The sequence below is a fragment of the Natronomonas sp. genome (assembly GCF_028274965.1).
Lineage (GTDB): Archaea > Halobacteriota > Halobacteria > Halobacteriales > Haloarculaceae > Natronomonas.
In genome coordinates, this window is record NZ_JAQCNO010000065.1 from 1 (window position 1) to 16,764 (window position 16,764).

Annotated in this window: 20 protein-coding genes; 14 read left to right on the forward strand and 6 right to left on the reverse strand. The window is 69.7% G+C overall.

Annotated elements, in window-relative coordinates; all coding sequences use genetic code 11:
- The 5 genes from argC to argF all read left to right on the forward strand — a co-directional run.
- A partial coding sequence (gene argC / locus Q0916_RS09880) for an N-acetyl-gamma-glutamyl-phosphate reductase (RefSeq protein WP_299237067.1) occupies positions 1-1,041 on the forward strand: 1,041 nt, incomplete at its 5' end.
- Positions 1,041-1,871 (forward strand): acetylglutamate/acetylaminoadipate kinase, encoded by an 831-nt coding sequence (locus Q0916_RS09885; RefSeq protein ID WP_299237069.1) that lies wholly within the window; start codon positions 1,041-1,043, stop codon positions 1,869-1,871. The genes argC and Q0916_RS09885, both read left to right, overlap by 1 nt.
- 4 nt (positions 1,872-1,875) lie before the next feature.
- Positions 1,876-3,003 (forward strand): aspartate aminotransferase family protein, encoded by a 1,128-nt coding sequence (locus Q0916_RS09890; RefSeq protein ID WP_299237071.1) that lies wholly within the window; start codon positions 1,876-1,878, stop codon positions 3,001-3,003.
- Positions 3,000-4,163, forward strand: a complete 1,164-nt coding sequence (locus Q0916_RS09895) for a M20/M25/M40 family metallo-hydrolase (RefSeq protein ID WP_299237074.1) — start codon at positions 3,000-3,002, stop codon at positions 4,161-4,163. The genes Q0916_RS09890 and Q0916_RS09895 overlap by 4 nt, the downstream gene beginning before the upstream one ends.
- Positions 4,160-5,053 carry an ornithine carbamoyltransferase gene (argF, locus tag Q0916_RS09900; RefSeq protein WP_299237076.1) on the forward strand — a complete coding sequence of 298 codons (894 nt, stop codon included), beginning with the start codon at positions 4,160-4,162 and terminating at the stop codon, positions 5,051-5,053. Before Q0916_RS09895 ends, argF begins: the two co-directional genes overlap by 4 nt.
- 3 nt (positions 5,054-5,056) lie before the next feature.
- Here the strand turns inward: argF and Q0916_RS09905 are convergent, their stop codons facing one another.
- Positions 5,057-5,323 (reverse strand): thioredoxin domain-containing protein, encoded by a 267-nt coding sequence (locus Q0916_RS09905; RefSeq protein ID WP_299237078.1) that lies wholly within the window; start codon positions 5,321-5,323, stop codon positions 5,057-5,059.
- Positions 5,324-5,416: 93 nt separating this feature from the next.
- Here Q0916_RS09905 and Q0916_RS09910 point away from each other — a divergent pair, with 93 nt between their 5' ends.
- The 3 genes from Q0916_RS09910 to Q0916_RS09920 are packed head-to-tail and all read left to right on the forward strand — an operon-like array spanning position 5,417 to position 8,519.
- Complete coding sequence (locus tag Q0916_RS09910; RefSeq protein ID WP_299237080.1) at positions 5,417-5,578, forward strand: preprotein translocase subunit Sec61beta; 162 nt, start codon at positions 5,417-5,419, stop codon at positions 5,576-5,578.
- Between the two features lie 53 nt (positions 5,579-5,631).
- Entirely contained in the window at positions 5,632-7,812 is a 2,181-nt protein-coding gene (locus tag Q0916_RS09915) for an ATP-dependent DNA helicase (protein ID WP_299237082.1), read from the forward strand.
- A complete protein-coding gene (locus Q0916_RS09920) occupies positions 7,809-8,519 on the forward strand; it encodes an HNH endonuclease (RefSeq protein ID WP_299237083.1) in 711 nt (236 codons plus the stop codon). The genes Q0916_RS09915 and Q0916_RS09920 overlap by 4 nt, the downstream gene beginning before the upstream one ends.
- A 2-nt stretch (positions 8,520-8,521) precedes the next feature.
- On the opposite strand, the gene Q0916_RS09925 is transcribed toward Q0916_RS09920, so the two are convergent.
- Together Q0916_RS09925 and Q0916_RS09930 are read right to left on the reverse strand one after the other, a co-directional pair.
- A complete protein-coding gene (locus tag Q0916_RS09925; protein ID WP_299237085.1) occupies positions 8,522-9,121 on the reverse strand; it encodes an NUDIX hydrolase in 600 nt (199 codons plus the stop codon).
- A 24-nt stretch (positions 9,122-9,145) separates the two neighbouring features.
- Positions 9,146-9,604 carry a DUF7109 family protein gene (locus Q0916_RS09930; RefSeq protein ID WP_299237087.1) on the reverse strand — a complete coding sequence of 153 codons (459 nt, stop codon included), beginning with the start codon at positions 9,602-9,604 and terminating at the stop codon, positions 9,146-9,148.
- A gap of 106 nt (positions 9,605-9,710) precedes the next feature.
- On the opposite strand from Q0916_RS09930, the gene dcd reads away from it, so the two are divergent.
- The 3 genes from dcd to Q0916_RS09945 are packed head-to-tail and all read left to right on the forward strand — an operon-like array spanning position 9,711 to position 11,888.
- Entirely contained in the window at positions 9,711-10,307 is a 597-nt protein-coding gene (gene dcd, locus Q0916_RS09935) for a dCTP deaminase (RefSeq protein ID WP_299237089.1), read from the forward strand.
- Positions 10,304-11,203: a thiamine-phosphate synthase family protein gene (locus Q0916_RS09940; protein ID WP_299237091.1), complete on the forward strand. Its 900-nt coding sequence runs from the start codon at positions 10,304-10,306 to the stop codon at positions 11,201-11,203. Before dcd ends, Q0916_RS09940 begins: the two co-directional genes overlap by 4 nt.
- Position 11,204: 1 nt before the next feature.
- A complete protein-coding gene (locus Q0916_RS09945) occupies positions 11,205-11,888 on the forward strand; it encodes a class I SAM-dependent methyltransferase (RefSeq protein ID WP_299237093.1) in 684 nt (227 codons plus the stop codon).
- A gap of 61 nt (positions 11,889-11,949) precedes the next feature.
- Here Q0916_RS09945 and Q0916_RS09950 read toward each other — a convergent pair whose 3' ends face one another.
- Positions 11,950-12,879: a sulfide-dependent adenosine diphosphate thiazole synthase gene (locus Q0916_RS09950; protein ID WP_299237095.1), complete on the reverse strand. Its 930-nt coding sequence runs from the start codon at positions 12,877-12,879 to the stop codon at positions 11,950-11,952.
- Positions 12,880-12,940: 61 nt separating this feature from the next.
- Positions 12,941-13,423: a metal-dependent hydrolase gene (locus Q0916_RS09955; RefSeq protein ID WP_299237097.1), complete on the reverse strand. Its 483-nt coding sequence runs from the start codon at positions 13,421-13,423 to the stop codon at positions 12,941-12,943.
- 111 nt (positions 13,424-13,534) lie between these two features.
- Here Q0916_RS09955 and Q0916_RS09960 point away from each other — a divergent pair, with 111 nt between their 5' ends.
- The 3 genes from Q0916_RS09960 to Q0916_RS09970 all read left to right on the forward strand — a co-directional run bounded on the left by Q0916_RS09960 (position 13,535) and on the right by Q0916_RS09970 (position 15,427).
- Positions 13,535-13,834: a DUF5789 family protein gene (locus Q0916_RS09960; protein ID WP_299237098.1), complete on the forward strand. Its 300-nt coding sequence runs from the start codon at positions 13,535-13,537 to the stop codon at positions 13,832-13,834.
- 92 nt (positions 13,835-13,926) lie between these two features.
- On the forward strand, positions 13,927-14,376 hold the full coding sequence (locus Q0916_RS09965) for a DUF302 domain-containing protein (protein WP_299237101.1): 450 nt from the start codon (positions 13,927-13,929) through the stop codon (positions 14,374-14,376).
- Between the two features lie 58 nt (positions 14,377-14,434).
- Positions 14,435-15,427 (forward strand): radical SAM protein, encoded by a 993-nt coding sequence (locus Q0916_RS09970; RefSeq protein ID WP_299237102.1) that lies wholly within the window; start codon positions 14,435-14,437, stop codon positions 15,425-15,427.
- 371 nt (positions 15,428-15,798) lie between these two features.
- Here Q0916_RS09970 and Q0916_RS09975 read toward each other — a convergent pair.
- Positions 15,799-16,764: sensor histidine kinase (locus Q0916_RS09975; protein WP_299237104.1), on the reverse strand; the 966-nt coding region annotated here is incomplete at its 5' end.

The window sequence follows — 16,764 nt, forward strand, 5'->3', positions numbered from 1 at the left end:
GGCGGCGTCCACACCGCAAGCGTCGTCGGGGCAAGCGGGTTCACCGGCGGCGAACTGCTCCGGCTGCTCGCCGGACACCCCTGTTTCGAGGTCGTCCAGGCGACGAGCCGGAGCCGCGAGAACAGGACGGTCGGCTCCGTGCACCCGAACCTCCGGGGGCTCGATCTCCGGTTTTCGGACCCGGAGGCCCTCGAGTCGGTCGACGTCCTCTTTGCGTGTACGCCACACGGCGTGTCGATGGAGCGCATCGACGACTTCCGCGAGGCGGCGGCGACGGTCGTCGATCTGAGCGCCGATTTCCGGCTCGACACCGAGGCCGAGTACGACGAGTACTACGACGGCCACGACCGGCCGGAGCTGCTCGCCGACGCGGAGTACGCCCTGCCGGAGCTCAACCGCGAGAACCTGCCCGGCGCGGACCTCATCGCGTCGGGCGGCTGTAACGCGACCGCGACCATCCTCGGGCTCAAGCCGCTTTTCGACGGCGGGATCCTCGGGGGCGGCGAGCGGATCGTCGTCGACGTGAAGGTCGGCTCCTCGGAGGGCGGCGCGGGCGGCGGCGAGGCCTCCTCGCACCCCGAACGGTCCGGGGTCGTCCGGCCCTACGCGCCGACGGGGCACCGACACGAGGCCGAGATCGAGGCCTTTCTCGGGACCGGCGTCTCGTTCACCGCACACGCCGTCGACATGACGCGGGGGGCCTCGGCGACGTGTCACGTCTACCCGGACGAGCCCGTCTCGACGGGCGACCTCTGGGGGGCGTTCCGGGACGGCTACGCCGAGGAGCCGTTCGTTCGCGTCGTCGCCGGCGGGTCGGGCGTGTATCGCTACCCCGAACCGAAGGCCGTCGCCGGGTCGAACCACGCCGAGGTCGGGTTCGAACTCGACCCGGAGAACGGGCGGATCGTCGTCTTTTCGGCGATCGACAACATGATGAAGGGCTCGGCCGGGCAGGCCGTCCACGCGGCAAACGTCGCGTTGGGCTTCGAGGAGACCGCCGGCCTCGGGTTCGACGGGCTCCACCCGGTGGGGGCGCCCTGATGACGGTCGTCGTCAAGATCGGCGGCGCGCGCGCCGTGGACCCGGGGGGTGCCCTCGCGGACGTCGCCGCGCTGTGTGCGGACGGGACCGACGTCGTCGTCGTCCACGGCGGCTCGACGGCGGTCGACGACGCACTCGAGCGGATGGGGATCGAACCCGACTACGTCGAGACGCCCGGCGGCGTCGTCGGGCGGTTCACCGACGCCGAGACGATGGACGTGTTCACGATGGCGATGGCCGGACGGGTGAACACCGGCCTCGTGGCGGGGCTCAGAGCCGAGGGCGTCGACGCCGTCGGGCTCTCCGGCGTCGACGGCGGCCTGCTCACCGGCCCCCGGAAGTCGGCGGTCCGGGTCCTCGAGGACGGCAAAAAGAAGATCCGCCGCGGCGACCACTCGGGGACGATCGAGGCGGTCAACGGCGGGTTGTTGGGGACGCTCCTCGAGGCGGGGTACGCGCCCGTCGTCTCGCCGCCGATGTTGGCCGACGAGGGGACGCCGGTGAACACAGACGCCGACCGGGCGGCGGCGGCGGTCGCGGCGGAGTTGGGCGCGACGCTCGTCTCGCTGACCGACGTGTCCGGGGTGTACCGCGACCCCGAGGACGCGTCGACGCGCATCGAACGCGTCGACACCCCCGCCGCCTACGAGGACCTGACCGAGGCCGCCGAGGGCTTCATGAGCCGGAAGGTGATGGCGGCCACGGAGGCCTTAGAGGGCGGTGCGAGCGGGGTCGTCATCGCCGACGCGAACGTCGAGGAGCCGGTTCGGTCGGCCCTCGAGGGCGAGGGAACGCACGTGCTGCCGGACGCGATCGAACGAGACAGATAGAACCATGAGCGGCTTCGTCTTCTCAGAGAAACCGATTCGCATCGACCGTGGCGAGGGAGTGTATCTCTACGACACGAACGGCACCGAGTACCTCGATTTCGGCGCGAGCTACGCCTGCACGCCGGTCGGACACTGCCACCCCGAGGTCGTCGACGCGGCGACGAGTCAACTCGAGGACCTGTTTTACGTCCAGGCGTCGTACCCCCATGCGGCCCGGACGGCGCTGTACCGGAAGCTCGCCGACTCCGCGCCGGTCGACGTCGAGAACGTCTGGCTGTGTAACTCCGGGACCGAGGCGAACGAGGCGGCGCTGAAGTTCGCCCGCCACGCCACGGGGCGCTCGAAGATCGTCGCCACGAAGCGGGGCTTTCACGGCCGGACGATGGGCTCTCTGGCCGCGACGTGGAAGGACAAGTACAAGGAGGGGTTCGGCCCGCTCGCCGGCGGCGTCGAGTTCGTCGAGTACGGCGACGCCGAGGCGATGGCCGAGGCGGTCGACGAGGACACCGCCGCGGTCATCATCGAACCGCTCCAGGGCGAGGGCGGGATCAACCCCGTACCGAAGGCGTACCTCCAGTCCGTCCGCGTCGAGACCGCGACCGCCGGCGCGGCGCTGATCCTCGACGAGATCCAGACCGGGCTGGGTCGGACCGGCGAGCTGTGGGCGGCCGACAAGTACGACGTCGTTCCCGACGTGTTGACGACCGCCAAGGGCCTCGCGAGCGGGCTGCCGATGGGGGCGACGCTGTGTCGCGATTGGATCGCCGAGGACGCGGGCAACCACGGCTCGACGTTCAGCGGCGGGCCCGTCGTCTCCGCCGCCGCCGGCGCGACCCTCGACGTCATCGAACGCGAAGGGCTCCCGTCGCACGCCGCCGACGTCGGCGCGTACATCCGCGGGGAGATCGAGGCCCGCCTCGGCGACGAGATCCGGGAGGTCCGGGGGCACGGCCTGATGATCGGCGTCGAGGTCAGGCGCGGGTCGAACCGGCTGTTGCGCGATCTCGCCATCGAACACGACATCCTGGCGCTGCCGGCCGGCCGGACGGTGCTGCGGCTGTTGCCGCCGCTGACGGTCGAGCGCGAACACGGCGACGAACTCGTCGACGCCCTCGAGGACATCCTCGCATGAGCGACGCGGGGGCGAACGCCGACGGGACGCCCGACACCGAGGCCCGAGAGCTCCTGGAGGCGCTCGTTTCGACCCCGTCGCCGACGACCGAGGAGGCGGCCTGCGCCGAGGTGCTCGCGTCGTTTCTCGAGTCCCACGGCCGGACGGTGTTCGTCGACGAGGTCGGCAACGTCCGCGCGCCGGCCGACGACAGCGCGCTCTATACCTCCCACATCGACACCGTTCCGGGGGACATCCCGGTTCGGATCGAGGACGGCGAGGAGGGCCCCGAACTGTGGGGGCGCGGCTCCGTCGACGCGAAGGGGCCGCTGGCGGCGCTCGCCGTCGCCGCCGTCCGGTCGGGCGTCTCCTTCGTCGGGGTCGTCGGCGAGGAGGTCGACTCCCGGGGCGCGAGACACCTCGTCGAGGACCGGGAGGCCCCCGACGCCGTGATCAACGGCGAGCCCTCGGGGGCCGACGGGATCACCCTCGGCTACCGCGGCATCCTCAGCGGGACCTACATCCACACCTCGCGGTCGGGACACACCTCCCGGCCGGAGAACAACGCGATCCAGGACGCGATCGCGTGGTGGTCGACGGTCGAGCGCCGGTTCGGCGGGGACGGCGCCTTCGGCGCTCCGGGCGGACCGAACGGCGAGGGCGACGGCGGAGGCGACGACGGGGACGACGGGACGCCGGAGGCCGAGGCCGAGTCCGGGTCGTCGCCGGAGACGCCGGTCTTCGAGCGCGTCACGCCGAAGCCCGTCCGGATCGACGGCGGCGTCAGCGACGACGGCCTCGCCGTCGAGACGACCCTCGACGTCCAACTCCGCGTCCCGCCGTCGTACGCGACCGAGGACGTACGAGAGATCGTCGACGGCGAGTTGACGAGCGGGACCGTCAACTGGACCGACGCGGTCGAGCCGACGATGCAGAGCCCCCGGACCCGGGTCGCCCGGGCGTTCCGCGTCGCGATCCGGGGGGAGGGCGGCGACCCCCGGTTGCTCCGCAAGACCGGCACGGCCGACATGAACGTGTACGCCGGCGAGTGGGACTGCCCGATGGCGACCTACGGCCCCGGCGATTCGGCGCTGGATCACGCCCCGAACGAGCGGCTCCCGCTGGGCGAGCTAGACCGCGCGGTCGCGGTGCTCGAAGCGGTGGCGGAGGAACTGACATGAACTTCCTGAACATCGACGATCTGACCGGAGCACAGCTCGAGGACGTGCTGACGCGGGCGATCGATCTCAAAGAACGGACCGCCCGCGGCAAGACCGCCGAGGCGATGTCGGGCCGGACGCTCGCGATGATCTTCGAGAAGCCCTCGACGCGGACGCGGGTCTCCTTCGAGACCGGTGCGACGCAACTCGGCGGCCACGCGATCTTTCTGGGCCCCGACGACATCCACCTCGGGCACGGCGAACCGGCCAAGGACACCGCCCGGGCGCTGTCGCGGTACGTCGACGCGATCATGGCCCGGGTGTTCGACCACGAGGACGTCGTCGAGTTGGGGGAGTACGCGACGGTGCCGGTCATCAACGGGCTGACGGACGACGCCCACCCCTGTCAGACGCTTGCGGACCTGTTGACGATCCGCGAGCGCTTCGACGGCTTCGACGCCCGCCTCGCGTGGGTCGGCGACGGCAACAACGTCTGTCAGTCGCTCGTCCTCGGCGCGGCCATCGTCGGGTTGGACCTCGTCGTTGCGACGCCGGAGGGCTACGGCGTCGACGACGCGGTCCTCGATCGGGCGGCCGAACTCGGGTCAAAACCGGAGATCACGACGGACCCCGAGGCCGCCGTGTCGGGGGCCGACGCCGTGTACACCGACGTCTGGGTCAGCATGGGCGAGGAGTCCGAGCGCGCGGAGAAACTCGACGCCTTCTCGCGGGCCGGCTTCCGGGTCACGGAGGACCTCCTCGGCGATCGGCTGTTCATGCACTGTCTGCCCGCCCACCGCGGCGAGGAGGTCACCGACGCGGTCCTAGAGAGCGACAACGCGATCGTCTGGTCGCAGGCCGAAAACCGCCTCCACGCGCAAAAAGGGCTCCTGGCGTCGCTTCTGTCGTGAGCGTCAGGCGCTCGCTTCCCCGAGTGCGGACTCGATGTCGTCGCGCTGGGTGACGCCGACGAAGCGCTCGACGACGCCGTCGTCGTTCTCGACGATGAGCGTCGGCAGCGAGCGCACCTGGTACTCGTTGGCGACGTCCTGTTTCTCGTCGACGTCGACCTTCTCGAAGGTGACGTCGGGGTAGTCCGCCTCGAGTTCCTCGAGGATCGGGTCCTGGGTCTTACACGGGCCACACCAGTCGGCGTAGAAGTCTTTCAGCGTGACAGCCATGGCTAGCGGTATCCCAGCCGACCGCATAAGCGTTTTCCAAACGGCAGCGAGCCGTGGCGAAACCCTTAGTACCTCACGCGACAACAAACGGGCATGAGCAGTGGTCAGAACTCCGGCGGGCTGATGTCTAGTGCGGGACTCGTCCGGTATTTCGACTCCGAGGACAGCAACACCCCCACCATGGACCCCCGAACGGTCGTCGCCTTCGGCGTTCTGTTGGGCGTGTTCGTGTTGATGCTGAACGCGCTGGCCTGACCGTCCGGTCGGGCCGCCGAACCCTTTTAACCGAACGCGACCAACCGAAGTTCGTGTCGCAGACGGACGGACACCGGCGGTACTTCCCCTACGAGGAGCCCTACGAGCACCAAGCGGAGGCGATGGAACGGATCCGCGAGGCGCTCGTCGAGGAGCGCGACGTGCTCTTCGAGGGGGCCTGCGGGACGGGCAAGACGCTCGCCTCGTTGGTGCCGGCCCTGGAGTACGGGCGGGCGTCGGGGAAGACGGTGCTCATCACGACGAACGTCCACCAGCAGACCCGGCAGTTCATCGAGGAGGCCCGGGCGATCACCGAACAGGAGCCGATCCGGACGGTCGTCTTCCGCGGGAAGGCCTCGATGTGTCACGTCGACGTCGGCTACGAGGAGTGCCAGGCGCTCCGGGACACGACGAAGGAGCTCGTCGAGGCCGAGGCCGACGTCGCGGAGCTGAAAGCGCGCGAACAGGAGCTCCTCGAGGCCAGCCGCGAGGGCGACGAGGAGGCGACGAAGGCCCGCGGGGCGGTGTTGGAGGAACTCGAGGAGCGACAGACGGGGCTTGAGGCGCTCAGGGAGGAACGGAACACGTGTTCGTACTACTACAACAACCTCACCGCCGATACCGACGCGTTTTATTCGTGGCTGTACGAGGACGTGCGGACGCCCGACGAGATCTACGAGTACGCCGAGGAGCACGGTCTCTGCGGGTACGAACTCCTCAAAGAGGGGATGGAGGGCGTCGATCTCGTCGTCTGCAACTACCACCACCTGCTCGATCCGATGATCCGCGAGCAGTTCTTCCGGTGGCTCGGGCGCGACCCCGAAGACATCATCGCCGTCTTCGACGAGGCGCACAACGTCCCGGACGCCGCCCGCGATCACGCGAGACGGACGCTCGGCGAGCGGACCCTCGACGCCGCGATAGAGGAACTGGAGGGGCTCGACGACGCGCGCGCCGGCCCGGCGCGAAACGTCCTCGGCGCGTTCCGCGAGGCCCTGATCGACACCTACGAGGCGTCGTTCGGGTTCGGCGACCGCGAGGCGGTCGACGAGGAGTGGTCAGACGTCCCGATCGACAGCGAGACCGGGCGTGACGACCTCTCGGTCGCCTTCCTCGAGGCGTACACCGGACAGGGCTTCGAGACGGACCTCGATCTCGCGCTCGCGCTCGGCGAGGAGCTCGATCGCCGCTACGAGCGGGCGTACAAGGAGGGCGAGTCGACGACGAGGACCGAGTGCCAGACGCTCACCGCGGCCGCCTTCGTCGAGCGGTGGATGGAGACCGGGACGGACCCGGGGACGTACCCGGTCGCGGGGGTCCGCCGGACCGACACCGGCGTCGTCGGGCGGGCCGAACTGTACACGTGTCTCCCGCGGCGGGTCACGGCGCCGCTGTTCGAGGAGCTTCACGCGACCGTCCTGATGAGCGCGACGCTGCGGCCCTTCGACGTCACGGAGGACGTCCTCGGCCTCGAGGACCCGCTGACGATGACCTACGGCGAGCAGTTCCCGGAGGACCGCAGGCGGACGTACGCGGTCGAGACGCCCGCGCTGTTCGCCAGCCGCCGGGACGATCCGGCCGTCCAGGAGACGGTCGGGGACGCCCTCGAGGACACGGTCCGGTTCACCCCGGGGAACACGCTCGCGTTCTTCCCCAGTTACGCCGAGGCCGAGCGGTACTACCACCGCTTTTCGGGGGACGCGACGCCGTACCTCGACGAGCCGGGGACGCGGGCCGAGGAGCTCAGACGGACGTTCGTGGCCGACGACGACGCGGTGTGTTTCACCTCGCTTTGGGGCACGCTCGCCGAGGGGGTCAGCTTCGACGACGACGACGCCAGAAGCGTGGTCGTCGTCGGGGTCCCCTACCCGCACCTCGACGACCGGATCGGGGCCGTCCAGCGGGCCTACGAGGGCGCCTTCGGCGACGACGACGGCGACGGCGAGGAGGACGCCGGGTGGCGCTACGCGGTCGAGATCCCGACGGTCAGAAAGACAAGACAGGCCCTCGGTCGCGTCATCCGCTCGCCGTCGGACTTCGGCGTTCGGGTGCTGCTCGACGAGCGCTACACCGGATCGCGGCGGGCGGAACTCGACGAGTACAGCGTCCAGCCGAGCCTCCCGCCCGAGGAGCGCTCCGAACACGTCGACGTCGCCCCGGAGAAGCTCAGGTTCGCGATGGCGAACTTCTATACGGACATGGACGCGTGGGACGGGGAGCCGCCGGCGCCATGACGCCCGATCTCGACCCCCGCGCCGAGCGGCGGCGCACGCGGGACGGCGAGGGCGCACGCTGGGACGTCATCAGGTCGGAGGTCATAGAGCGCGACGAGTACACCTGCCAGCGGTGCGGGGCCAGCCACGAGACCGCCCCCGAGAGCGGCCTCGAGGTCCACAACACGGCCGCGCTGCGGTCGTCCTCGCTCGATGAGCTCGAGCGGTTGGTGACGCTCTGTCGGCCGTGTCACGCGACGCTTCACAGCGACGATCCGGCCTACGGCGACCTCAGCGCGGACGCGCCGATGTTCCCCCGCCCGGAGGCGCCGGCGTCGGTCGCGACGATGCGTTCGGACCGACAGCACGTCTGTCAGCGGTGTCAGTACGTCGCGAGCGAGGCGGACGAACTGGCGGCGTGCACCCGCGAGGGCCAACAGTACGTCCTCTGTAAGCCGTGCGCCGGCGCGCTGCTGGAGGCCGGGTACGACCCCGAGAGCTTCGAGGCGGCCGGCGGCATCGACGCCGATGCGCTGCGCGAACGCGCCGGCGAGGCCCCCGTCCGCCCGGCGCTTTTGGCCTCCCGGGCGGTCCGGGCGGACCGCCGGCCGCGGACGCGGACCGAGCGGGTCGTCCACGACACGCCGCTGCGGTACCTGCTGAACCCGATCGGGCTCACGCTGCTTTTCGTCGTCGCCGGGGTCGCCTTCTCGGTGTTCGCGCTGTAGCGTTATATCGGGTACTCGGCGTCGGGATCGACGACGCGGTCGGGTTCGGGCGGCATCGTCCACTCGGTCGCCAACTCGAGAAACTGCACGAGCATCCGGCCGGTCGCCCCCCAGACGGTGTACCCCCCGACCCGGAAGTAGTGGATCCGGATGTCGCCGTAGTAGGGGTGATCGCGGCGCTCGGACTCGTAGTTCTCGAGGGCGGTGAGCCCGGAGACGGGGAGGATCGCGATCTCCGCGACCTCGCGTTCGTCGGGGGTGTACTCGCGGTCCGGGACGCGCGCGACGAAGGGCCGAACGAGGTAGTTCGAGACGGTCGGGATGTCGTCGAGGCGGCCGACGATCGCCGCGTCGTCGGGATCGAGCCCGATCTCCTCGAAGGCCTCGCGCGTGGCCGTCGCCGCTAGATCGTCGTCGCCGGGTTCGTAGCCGCCGCCGGGGAAGCTCATCTGTCCGGGGTGTTCGCCGAGGTGGTCCGCCCGCTTGGTGAAAAGCAGGTACTCGCCGTCCGGGCGGGTGATGACGGGAACGAGGACCGCCGCCTCGCGGTCGCCCTCGACGGTCGCCGTCGGTTCGTGCGCCCGAACCCGCTCCCAGTCCATACGCGACGTAGCCCCCGGACGGTCTTAGTTCGTGTTATCCGCGACGCCCTCCAGACGGTCCCGGACGGTCGGTAGCGCCGGGGCGCCCCACGCCTCGACGTCGTAACTGACCTCGAGGAGTTCGGCCGCCCGGTCGGCGTCGCCGGCCGCGACGGCGCGGTCGGCCGCCGCGCGGAGCCGTTCTGCCGCCGCGCGGGCGACGGCCTCGCGGTCGACCGATCGCCCCTCCGTGTCGAGGATGTGCGGGAGGTCCTCGCTGCCCGCCGGCAGTTCGGGGAACGCGGCCGGACCGGGGGCCAAAACCGTCTCGCCGTCCGTCTCGAGTTCGACGAGCGCGAAGGCCTCGACGGCGTCGTCGATCGCCGCCTCCGGCGGCTCCTCGCCGCGGCGGTAGGCCAACTCCGAGAGCGCCCGCTCGGCGTTCGCACGCGAAAGCGCACCGAAGAGGTCGACGATGCCGGCGGTCTCGTCGGGCGTGAACATCTGCTGTCCGTTCGGACTCGCCGCAGGCACCTGAACGTTCCGGGGGCGCCGGCTCGGCGGGCCGGCGACCGCTCGGTTTTAACCTCCCGCCGTCCGGAGTCGGGGTATGATACTCTCCGACGCCGACATCCGGCGGCGGCTGACCGAGGGGGACCTCGTCGTCGAACCGCTGGCCGATCCGGAGCTACAGATACAGCCGGCGAGCGTCGACCTGCGTCTCGGCCGGGAGTTCCTTGAGTTCCAGCGGACGAACATCCCCTGTATCCACCCGAACAGCGAACAGGAGGTCGACGAGTACGTCGAGGAGACCTACGTCGAGGAGAGCGGGGAGTTCATCCTCCACCCCGGAGACTTCGTGTTGGGGACGACCAAAGAGCGGATCGAGGTCCCGCCGGACCTCCTCGGGACCGTCCAGGGGCGGTCCTCGCTCGGCCGACTCGCCATCGTCATCCACGCGACGGCCGGGATCGTCGATCCCGGGTACCGCGGCCAGATCACGCTGGAACTCTCGAATCTCGGGACCGCCCCGGTCGCGTTGAACCCGGACATGCGGATCTCGCAGGTCATCTTCACCGAGCTGAAGACGCCCGCAGAGTCGCCGTACGGCGACGAGCGGGGATCGAAGTACCAGGGCCAGACCGGGCCGCAGGCCTCGCGGATCCAGTCCGACGACGAGTTCGGCGGGGGGCAGCTCGACCGATGAGGTTCGTCGAGGAAGTCGTCGTCGAGGAGTTCCTCCCGACGTTCAGAACGCGACTCGCCGGCGCGTTGCGCGAGCGGGGCCTGACCCAAAGCGAGGTCGCGGGGCTGCTCGGGATCAGCCAAAGCGCCGTCTCGAAGTACGCCCACGGCGAGGTCGAGACGAACGACGAGATCGCCGACGACGACCGGTTCGTCGGCCTCGTCGAACGGCTCGGCGAGGGGCTGGCGAGCGGGGAGATCAGCCGCGTTCAGGCGCTCGTCGAAACGGAGGTGCTGATACGGCGGCTCGAACGCGGCGGCGTGCTCGCCCGGCTACACGAGGACGCGTACCCCCCGATCGCCGACCACGACGGGCCGCTCGACATCCACGACCCCGACGGGCGGTTCCGGACCGCAGAGCGGGTCCGGTCGTCGGTCCGCCGCGGCGTCCGCACCCTCGAGAACACGAGCGGGTTCGCCGCGCTCGTGCCCGCGGTCGGGTCGAACCTCGTCGAGGCGCTGCCGGAGGCGGCGACGATCGACGACGTGGCGGGGGTCCCCGGGCGGATCCTCGACGTCAAGGGGCGGGCGACCGTGCCCGGTGATCCGGAGTTCGGCGTCTCCGAACACGTCGCGTCGCTGCTTCTCGCCGCCAGACGCGCCGGATCCGACGCCCGTGCGGCGCTCAACGTCCGGTACGATGAGGGGGTCCTCAAGTCCTTCCGGCGGGCGGGCTACGAGACGAGCGAGTTCGACGCCGAGGCCGACCTCGAGAGCGCGGTCGCGGCGGCGATCGAACGGGCGCCGACGACGGACGTGCTGTATCAGACCGGCGGGTTCGGCGTCGAACCGGTCTGTTACGTGCTCGGAGCGGACGCGGAGGCCGTCGTCGACGCGGTCCGGGAGATCGCCGCGTGAGATGACCGGGACGACCGCGATACGGGCCTTTTATAGCCGCCGCGCGGCCCTCTACGATCTGATCGCCACCGCACCGGGGACGGGCCGGTGGCGTCGGGCCGCGGCGCGCCGCGTCGCCGGCCGCGGGGCGACGGTCGTCGAGATGGGCTGTGGGACCGGCGCGAACCTCCCGTATCTCCGCGAGGCGGTCGGTCCGGAGGGCCGCGTCCTCGGCGTCGACATCACCGGACCGCTGCTCGGGTACGCCCGCGAGCGCGCCGGGCGGTACGACAACGTCGGCGTCCTCCGGGCGGACGCGAGACGGCCGCCGCTTGAGGGCGCCGACGCCGTGCTCGGGACGTTCGTCTGTGGGCTCTTTTCGGATCCGGCGGCCGTCGTCGGACGGTGGTGTGATCTCCTCAAACCGGGCGGGCGGATCGGCCTGCTGGACGCGAGCGTCTCGACGGCGATCGCCGGACGGCCGCTCAATCCGCTGTTCAGGGCGTTCGTCGCCGCCGGGTCGCCGACGCGCGGCGCGGGGGACGTCCTCGCGGCGCTGTGTGGGGCCGGCGACGCGACGCTTTCGCGACGGATCGACGCCGCCAGGGAGGCGCTGACGAACCGGACGAGAGACAGGCGGTACGAGTCGTTCGGACTCGGCTTCGTCGGGCTCTCGACCGGAACGATCGGGGGCGGCGCCGAGTAGTCGAGAGCGCCACAACGGGCCGGAGCCGAGGCCAGGGTCGGAGGCGGGGTGACCGGCGGCGTCAGTCGTCGGCCGGTTCAGGCGTGGTCGTCACCTCGATCGCCGGGCCGTCGACGCCCAACTCCTCGAGGGCGGCCTTCGCCGCGCGCTTGCCCGACAGCAACATTGCGCCGAACGTCGGACCCATCCGCGGGAGCCCGTACGTCGTCGCCGTCGCCATGCCGGTCGCGACGAGACCGTCGTGAACGACGCCGGTGTGCTCGACGACGGCGTCCTCGCTCTCGCCGACCCACATCGAGTCGTGGCCGGGCGAGTCGTGGCCGGGCGCGCCGTACTCGTCGTCGTCACTCGTGTCCATCCCGGTGGCGTGTTCCTCGGCGTGTTCGATCCCCGGCGCGTCCAGGACGCCCCGCTCTTGGAGTTTCGAGACGGCGACGGCGTCGTGGCCCGTCGCGTCGATGACGAGATCGGACTCGACGGCGACCGGATCGACGCAGGTGATCTCTCGGGGGAGCGCGTGGACGGGCGTCCAGTTCATCACGATCCCGCCGACGCGGTGGTCCTCGCGGACGACGATGTCGGTGAACTCCGTCATGTTCTGGATCTTCGCGCCGGCGTCGCAGGTCGCCTTGATCAGCCCCGAGCAGGCCTCGGGCCCGTTTGCGACGTAGAGACCGTCGGTCTCGTCGGACTCGGTGTACTCGACGTCGAGTTCGTCGAGGACGCCCTGTGCGGGGTCCCGGACGCTCACCTTGTTCATGAGGAAGCCGCCGAGCCAGAAGCCGCCGCCGAGGTAGTTGTTCTTCTCGACGATCATCGTCTTCACGCCGCGCTCGGACAGTTCCTTGGCGGCCATCAGCCCCGAGGGGCCGCCGCCGACGACGATGACGTCGGACTCGGTGAACTCCATGAACTCCTCCGTCCACTCCGCGCCGATGGCGCGCGTCACGTCGGCTTCGCTGGCGTCGGCAAACGAGTTAAACTGAGTCATACAACTCGATAATACGGACCCGAACACAAATCCGTTGCGGTCGCCGGAGGCGCGCTCGCGATCACGGGGCCGCGAGCGCGAGCGCCAGACAGCCGGCGGCGAAGGTCGTCCCGGCGGCGAGCAGCGCCGCGTTCGCCCGCCGGTCGGCGGCCGGCGTGAGATCGAAGCTGTGGTGCCACGCCGAGACGGGCGAGAGGGGTCTGATCCCCATCGGCGTGACGCTGTCGGCGAGCAGATGCGACGTCAGCGAGACCGCCGTCGCCGAGCCGACCGCGCCGGCGACAGCCAGCGGGCGACCGATCGCGCGGCCGAGAGCCGCCCCGAGGGCCGCCGAGACGAGCGCCGCGGCGGCGACGAACCAGACGGTGTGCGTCGGCCCGCGGTGGGCGATCGGCAGGCGCTCGTCGGCGTCGGGGAGGGTGGCGACCGCGACCGCGACGGCGACGCCGAGGGCGGCGAGTCCCGTCTCGCCCGTCCGGCCGAGCGCGGCTCCGAGGGGCGCATAACAGAACAGCGACGCGCCGACGTGGCCCCAGCGGTACATGCCGTCGGGTTCGGCCCCGGCTGTATCAAACCCTCCGGCGGGGGACTATCGGAGTCGTCGGTCGGACCCCGCTTCGTAAGGGTTAGGCCCGGCGGCGTCGAACGACGGCGCATGAGTGACAGCGACGAGGAGGAGGGTCCGGCGGTCCCGCTCGGCGACGGCGAGGCGGTCGAGGGGGCGCCGCCAGCCCGGGTCGCCTCGCGGCTGCATTACGCGATCGGAAAGAGCGAGGTGATCCGTCGCGAGGGCGAGGCGACGATCCGGACGCCCGAGGGGCCGCGCGAACTCGCCGACGTGCTCGAGGAGAGCGACGCGGTGTACTTCGACACCAGACAGGCGTTTTTGAACGCCGTCCGCGACGTCGTCGGAACCGGGCCGGTGCCGACCGCCGGCGACCGGGACGCCGGGTGACCCCGGGAGAACCTCCGGTCGCGTCCCGGCGCCGCCCCGACGCCGCGGCGGACGCACGAACGGTTTTTACCGCCGGGGGCGTAGGCTGCGGCATGACGATCGCGTTCGACCCCGCGGAGATCGATGCAGCGGACATCGGTGAACGACAGGCCACGCTGGAGATGGACCACGAGGCGGCCATCGAACACGTCAGGGAGACGGCCGAGGCGGCCGGGTTCGGCGTCCCGGTCGAGTTCTCGCCCGCCGAGCTCCTCAATGAAAAACTCGACCGGGGGACCGACGACGGCCGCGACCCCTACTACGTGTTGGGCGCGTGTAACCCCCGGATGGCCGACCGCGCCCTCGAGGAGACGCGCAAGCAGGGGGCGCTGTTCCCGTGTAACTTCGTCGTCTGGGAGGAGGAGCCGGGCGTCCAGCGCGTGTACCACGTCTCGATCATGAGGATCGCCCGGCTCGTCGGGATGGCCCCCGACAACGACGCGTGGGACGGGATCGTCGAGGACACCGGCGCGCTGGTTGAGGCGTTCTTCGAGAAGCTGTGACCGTCTCCGGGCCGGAACGCGGGGCTTTTGAGTGTCGACGGACAAAGGCGGACAACGGATGATATCGAAGGGCTGTGAGCAGTGCGCCGTCGGCGGGAAGATGGTGCTTTTCGTCTACGGCTACTGCGATCAGCGCGACTGTTTTTACTGCCCGCTCGGCGAGAACCGCAAGAACGTCACGCAGGTGTACGCGAACGAGCGGCCCGTCGAGAGCGACGCGGACGTCATCGAGGAGGCCAAACGGATGGACGCGCTGGGGACGTCGATCACCGGCGGCGAGCCCCAGGAGGTCCTCGAGCGGACCTGTCGGTACCTCGGAATGCTGAAAGACGAGTTCGGCGAGGACCACCACACGCACCTCTATACGGGCATCACCGGCGGCCGCGAGAACATGCGCCGCCTGAGCGAGGCCGGGCTCGACGAGATCCGGTTTCACCCGCCGCTGGAGCTGTGGGGCGAGCTCCACGGCACCGAGTGGGAGGAGATCCTGTACGTCGCCCGCGAGGAGGGGCTCACGCCCGCCTTCGAGATCCCGGGGATCAGGGCCGAACCGGAGTTCCTCGAGTTCCTCGACGAGGGGGCCGCCGAGTTCTGTAACATCAACGAGTTCGAGATGTCCGACGGCAACTACCGGCGGATGCAGGAGGCGGGCTTCGAGCTCAAGGAGGACCACATGTCCGCCGTCGAGGGGTCACACGACGTCCTCGGGGAGATGGGCGACCACGAGAAGGTGTACTTCTGTACCAGCGTGTTCAAGGACGCCGCCCAGCACCGCTCGCGGCTCAAGCGGATGGCCCGCACGGTCCGCCGGGAGTTCGACGAGATCACCGACGACGGGACGATCGTCTACGGCAAGACCTGGGAGACCGAGTCGAGACTGGAGGAACTCGGCGTGCCGCCGGAGTTCTATTCGGTCAAATCAGATCACGTCGAGTTGGCGTGGTGGCTCTTAGAGGAGATGATCGAGGACGGGGACGTCGACAGCGGCGAGATCGTCGAGCAGTACCCGACCTACGACGGGACGGTCGTCGAGCGGACGCCGCTGGCGTAGGGGTGTTTTGTCGCGGTCACGACGGGGGTATCGCCCTTTCGAGCCTCCGGAGCGCCTTTGAGGTTTTGTGGTCCTGTTGAAATACTCACTTGCTGATAGGTTCCGGTAGTCCTGCTGAATAGAGGGCGCATATCGTGCGCAAGCCCGGCAGTCGCCCAGCCGCGGCGGAGACCCGCGCGTCACCGACTCCAGCCCCGTAGCCCCCGGTGTAGAAAAAGTGTGGGTGGGTAACGGCTATCGCGACGGGGTATGTGTGGTGCGCGCAGCCGGTGTCAGTGTGTTACCTGTCTGCCGCTCACTTCCGCGTCCGAGCGTCTGGATAGGAGTCGCCAGCCACGGGGAGAAAACCGCCGTTCACTGCGGGAAGGACGTCATTGGCGTGGTATGCGGATCGTAGCCGTCGTTCCCCCGGTGTCACTCTCGAAGCTCAATGAGGCCCCAGAACGCTCAATCACCAAGTCGACGACCCACAAGCCCACACCGATCCCGTGCTCTAACGATGTTTCCCTGCCCTGATCCCGAACGGCCAGCTCCTGTTCCGGTATTCCCGGGCCGTTATCGGTGATGCTCACCGCGACCTCGTCGTCGGTCTCCGTAAGTGCCACCTCTACCGCGGGGTCCGCAGCGGTGTTGTGTTCTGCGGCGTTCTCTACGAGGTTGTCTAGTGCCAGCCTTATCAACGGGAGTGTCTCCACGGGACACGAATTGGGCAGCCGGTCGCTGAACGCAACTTCCGGATACGTCTCTCGGTGGGTCTCGAGCAGCTGCTCGATCGTCGCGGCGAGGTCGACTGTGGTCGAGTTCTCGTCGCTCTCGATGAGCTGCTCGACGACGCGGGTCTTCGAGCTGATCGAGAGGAGTCTGTCAGCGCTCGAAACGGTGGTTTCCGCTAGTCGTGCGCGTCGCCCTTCGAGCTCGACCAGCAACTGCTCGTTCTGTGCTTTGATGATATCGAGTTCGTTGCGGATGTTGTGGCGGAGAACCCGTGACTGGACCTGACTCAGCAAGTCGAGTTCACGCTCGCGTTGTTTCAACTGCGTGACCTCTCGAAACACGATGACACGGGCAAGAGGGCTGTCACCTCGGCCGTTGATCTCGGAGACGGTGAGGCTGAAGTCGCGCTTGCGTCCCCCGTGGGTCACCGCGACCGTCCCCTCGGTGCCGGTTTTGAGCCGTTCGACGAGGTCCGGGAACGGTTGGAAGAACGACCCGACGGTCACGTTCTGGTAGCCCGAGTCGACATCCGAGAGGTCCCGTGCAGCGGGGTTCGCGTCGATCACCCGCCCCTCGGTGTCGATCGCTACAACCGGGTCGCTCATGCTCCGCAAGGCGCGGCT